This is a genomic window from Aeromonas sp. R10-2 (assembly GCF_040908445.1).
Classification (GTDB): domain Bacteria; phylum Pseudomonadota; class Gammaproteobacteria; order Enterobacterales; family Aeromonadaceae; genus Aeromonas; species Aeromonas veronii.
On record NZ_JBFODS010000072.1, the window covers coordinates 1 to 4,521 of the forward strand.

The 4,521-nt window shown below is 53.4% G+C and carries 4 protein-coding genes; 3 read left to right on the forward strand and 1 reads right to left on the reverse strand.

The window, feature by feature from the left end:
* Positions 1 to 39: 39 nt before the first annotated feature.
* A protein-coding gene (locus AB5Y97_RS14960; RefSeq protein WP_088821966.1) for an IS3-like element ISAs22 family transposase occupies positions 40 to 1,127 on the reverse strand; the annotation gives its coding sequence in 2 pieces (ribosomal slippage) (positions 40 to 875 and positions 875 to 1,127; 1,089 coding nt in all).
* A gap of 81 nt (positions 1,128 to 1,208) precedes the next feature.
* Between AB5Y97_RS14960 and AB5Y97_RS14965 the strand changes: the two genes are divergently transcribed.
* From AB5Y97_RS14965 to AB5Y97_RS14975, 3 genes are all read left to right on the forward strand, one after another.
* On the forward strand, positions 1,209 to 2,039 hold the full coding sequence (locus AB5Y97_RS14965; RefSeq protein WP_368158321.1) for a TIR domain-containing protein: 831 nt from the start codon (positions 1,209 to 1,211) through the stop codon (positions 2,037 to 2,039).
* A gap of 390 nt (positions 2,040 to 2,429) precedes the next feature.
* Positions 2,430 to 2,876 (forward strand): GNAT family N-acetyltransferase, encoded by a 447-nt coding sequence (locus AB5Y97_RS14970; RefSeq protein WP_368158318.1) that lies wholly within the window; start codon positions 2,430 to 2,432, stop codon positions 2,874 to 2,876.
* 47 nt (positions 2,877 to 2,923) lie between these two features.
* Positions 2,924 to 4,485, forward strand: a protein-coding gene (locus AB5Y97_RS14975) for an IS3-like element ISAs20 family transposase (protein WP_088813959.1) whose coding sequence is annotated in 2 segments (ribosomal slippage) — positions 2,924 to 3,386 and positions 3,386 to 4,485 — 1,563 coding nt in all. Because the reading frame shifts where the segments join, the coding sequence is not laid out codon by codon here.
* Positions 4,486 to 4,521 lie beyond the last annotated feature (36 nt).

Sequence of the window (4,521 nt, forward strand, 5' to 3'; positions counted from 1 at the left end):
GGTAATCCCCCCATTTTTTGGAGCACTCAAAAGTAGAGGTCATGCGGCCTGTGCCAAGCGCTGTTTCGGCGTGTAGCCGCCCAGCGCCATATTGGGCCGCTCATGGTTATAAACCCACAGCCAGTTCGTGGCAAATTCCTGTAACTCATTCAGTGACTCAAACAGGTAATGGCCCAACCAGTCGTAACGCACAGTGCGGTTAAATCGCTCTATGTAGGCATTCTGCTGCGGGTTGCCTGGCTGGATATACCTCAGCGCAATCCTCTTCTGCTGCGCCCATTGCTTGAGCTCTTCGCTGATGTATTCCGGACCATTATCACAGCGGATTGCGGCTGGTTTGCCCCGCCACTCGATGACCTGCTCCAGCACCCGTTTGACTCGCGAGGCAGGCAAGGAAAAATCCACCTCGATGCACAGTGCTTCGCGATTGAAGTCATCGATCACATTAAACAACCGCACCGAACGACCATCGCTGAGCTGGTCATGCATAAAGTCCATCGACCAACAGTGATTCGGTTGGTCAGGGACTGCCAACGGCTCCGGCTTGGCGCGTACTAGCCGCTTCTTGGGTTTTATCCGCAGATTGAGCTCTAGCGCCCGATAGATCCGGTAGACCCGCTTGTGGTTCCAGCCAAAGCCTTTGACGTTACGCAGGTACAGGAAGCACAGTCCGAAACCCCAGTTGCGCTGGTTGGCGGTGAGGCGCAGTAGCCAGTCGGCAATCTCCTGGTTTTCATCAGCCAGCACGGGCTGATAACGGTAGCAACCCTCGCTCACCTTGAACACCTGGCAAGCCAGACGGATAGAAATGGCGTAATGAGCCACAGCCTTGGTCGCCATCTCCCTGCGGGCAGATGGCGTCACCACTTTTTTGCCATCGCCTCGGAGATGATCTCAGCCTTTAGGCGCTCCTCGGCATACATCTTCTTAAGGCGACGATTTTCCTCTTCCAGCTCTTTGAGGCGCGCCATGAGAGAGGCATCCATGCCACCGAATTTGGAGCGCCACTTGTAGAAGGTGGCGGAGCTGATGCCATGCTCACGGCAGAGCTCAGGGACGGGTGAACCAGACTCGGCCTGCTTGAGGATGGCGATGATCTGTGCATCGCTAAAGCGTGATGTTTTCATGTAGAACCTCCTGCGTTCAAGATACGAGAAAATTCTACTTATGAGCACCTCAGTTTTTCGGGGGGATTACCAGTTGAGGCGATCTCAGTTGCAGAGGCTGTCAATATTAAAATGGAATACGATGCTCAAGTTAAGCAGTGGGATAATGCTTTTGATTTGTCGTCAATAACAATTATGTCATTGATCGAAAGAGCAAAGAAAACAGACTACGGTATATTTGTATTTCACCCAGACGATAAAACTACAATACGGCAAAATGCATATAGTAGCGTTCGCGATAATGTTCTCTTCGAGTTAGGTTTATTCATTGGCGCTCTTGGGATAGAGAGATGTTTCGTCCTAATCCCAAAATCCACAGAAAGCTCATTCCGAATGCCAACTGATTTAGCGGGTGTCACCACTACTACATACGATGATTCATTAAATGATATGGTTGATGCAGTTACGACAAGTTGTGCAAAAATAAAGCAAGCGATTAAAAAATTGGAGCAAAGCAAGCCTAGTTCTACTCTAAATCCAGTTGACGATTCATTAGTGACTAACCTCCAAACTCAATTAAGCGCTTCACAGTCAAAGATATGGAGTATGGGGCATGAGCTGGAACGAAGTAAGGAAAATGAAGCTCAGTTATTAGAATCAATTAAAAGTCAATTCTTCTCAATAGCAAAACCAGCTACACCAGCAGAAATTAAAAGGTGGGAAGATGGGGCAAAAGAAAGTTATTTACAGGAAGTAAAGATAGATTCACATAATGCTTATTATGTAGATCAAGATATCGTTCTTCCTCCACTTTATGGAGCATCCTCTCTTTCAGTTATTGTAGAAAAAGGCGTAAAAGTACACGGTTTAGGAAAAAATTCACATAATAACATTTACTATTTGGATGGCTTCCGTACCGATAGGCGTGTATAACAAACGCTTCAAGAGGGACAGCCAACGCGCGGCATTTTACTATGCTTTGGTTTTTGTGGTTATGGTGTTATGCGGAAAGTTGGTAGTAGCGTTGGCAGCCCCTTAAGCGGGCGTTAGGGCAACCCATGCCGTGCGACTGCGCCAATTTATCCAGCTGCGTTAGCTATGGAGAGTCAGAAAAAGACTTTTGTAGCAGTTTTCACCTTATTTCGGAGCGCCCATGGTTGCGTCTACTCGTAGGTTCGAATAGCCCGTAGATTAGCGAAGCGTAATCGGACGTTCGCGGTCACAATATTTCGTGATAGCACCAATTGCCTTTAGAGACCGACTTTCACGCTGTCTCATTTTTTACCTGTATCTTTGCTGGCGTAACACATCCCAAGGAAATTTATGAAGCCAGACTTAACCGGCACTCGGATTGTGCTGCGCACCATTGGCCCGCACGATACTGCCGATCTGTTCGAGATTTATGGCAATCCACTGACCATGGAGTTTGCCTCTGATCCCTGCTTTACCTCTCCCGCCATGGTGGCGCAGTTGATGGCGAGCGTGGTGCGGCTGGAGCAAACGGGGGAGTCGCTGGAGTGGGCGATTGTCGAGCGGGAGGGCAATAAGGTGATCGGCACCTGCGGCCTGCACAGTTTCAGCGAGGCGGGCCGCTGCTGCGAGGTGGGCTGCCTGCTTAATGCGGCCTATTGGCGCAGAGGGTTTATGTCGGAGGCGCTGGGATTGCTGTTCGCCCACGCCAGCACACTGGGAGTCACCCGCCTCACCGCAGATATCGATGCAGATAACGTCCGCTCTATCGCCCCCGGTGTCAGAATAGTTGTCGCCTAATCTGAATAATCTAAATGTGAAGACCGGGGGCGGATAAAGAGTGTCGAATGGCTCGTTATTCAAGTGAGCGCAAGGCTGCTTTGCTCAAGAAGCTGCTGCCGCCCATCAATATGTCGGTGGCCGAGTTGGCTCGGCAGGAAAACATCAGCGAGGTCACTCTGTATAATTGGCGCAAACACGCCAAAGACGGAGGGTCTCCTGTGCCCGGGGACAACAAACTGACCGATGAATGGCCCGCCGAGGCCAAGTTCGCCGTCGTGCTGGAAACCGCTGCGCTTTCCGAGATTGAACTCAGTGAGTACTGCCGCCGTAAGGGTCTCTATCCCGAGCAAGTCCAGCAATGGCGCCAAGCCTGTATTCTGGGCCAGCAATCCGCTCGTACCTTACAACAGGCGGAGAAGGCACAGGCCAAAGCGGACAAGAAGCGTATCCGGCAACTGGAGCAAGAGCTGCGGCGCAAAGACAAGGCCCTGGCCGAGGCAGCAGCTCTGCTGATATTGCAAAAAAAGCTCGATGCCTACTGGAGCAACGTCGACGAGGACAACTGACCTCGTTGCCAGAGCGGCAGCAATACGTTGCATGGTGGCGCGAAGCGCTTGAAGCTGGCGCCCGCAAGCATCCTGCGGCCGAGGTGTTGGGGCTGAGTCTGCGCACGCTCCAGCGCTGGTTGGCCGGGCCTGAGCTGAGTGCCGATAGGCGACCGGATGCGGTTCGTTCCATACCTGCTCATGCATTGAGCCCAGAGGAGCGGCAGGCCGTGCTGGACGTCTGCAATAGCCAGGAGTTCGCCTCGTTGCCGCCGAGTCAAATTGTGCCACGGCTGGCCGACCAGGGGCGCTACTTGGCCAGTGAGTCGAGCTTCTATCGCATCTTGCGGGCGGCTGACCAGCAGCACAGGCGTGGCCGGAGCCAGCCACCGCGCCATGTGCCGGTACCAACCAGCCATACCGCGACTGGGCCCAATCAAGTGTGGTCCTGGGATATCACCTACTTGCCGTCACTCGTGCGCGGCCAGTATTACTACCTCTATCTGATAGAGGACATCTACAGCCGCAAAGGGGTGGGCTGGGAAGTGCATGAGCAAGAGTGCGGTGAACGGGCGGCGGCGTTGCTGCAACGGAGCATCATCCGCGAGCAGTGCTGGAAGCAGCCGCTGGTCTTGCACTCGGACAACGGCGCGCCAATGAAGTCAGTCACGCTGCTGACCAAGATGCATGACCTGGGTGTCACGCCCTCGCGGGGACGGCCTCGGGTCAGCAACGATAATCCGTACTCGGAGTCATTGTTCAGGACGCTGAAGTACTGTCCGCAGTGGCCATCAGACGGCTTTGCCAGTCTGGAAGCGGCCAGGGAGTGGGTGCGCGACTTTATGGCCTGGTATAACGAAGAGCACCGGCATAGCCGTATCCGCTTCGTCACACCCAACGAGCGGCATCGGGGTGACGATAAAGCCCTGCTGGCGAAACGGGATGCTGTGTACCAGGCCGCCCGAGCACAACACCCAGCGAGGTGGAGTGGCAAGACGCGAGACTGGACACCTATCGGTGCCGTGATGCTAAATCCGGAGCGGCCCGAGAAACCCGAGCCGGAGCAAAAAGAGGCTGCTTAAAACAGCTTTGCGCGACAACTATCTTGAAAAACGCCG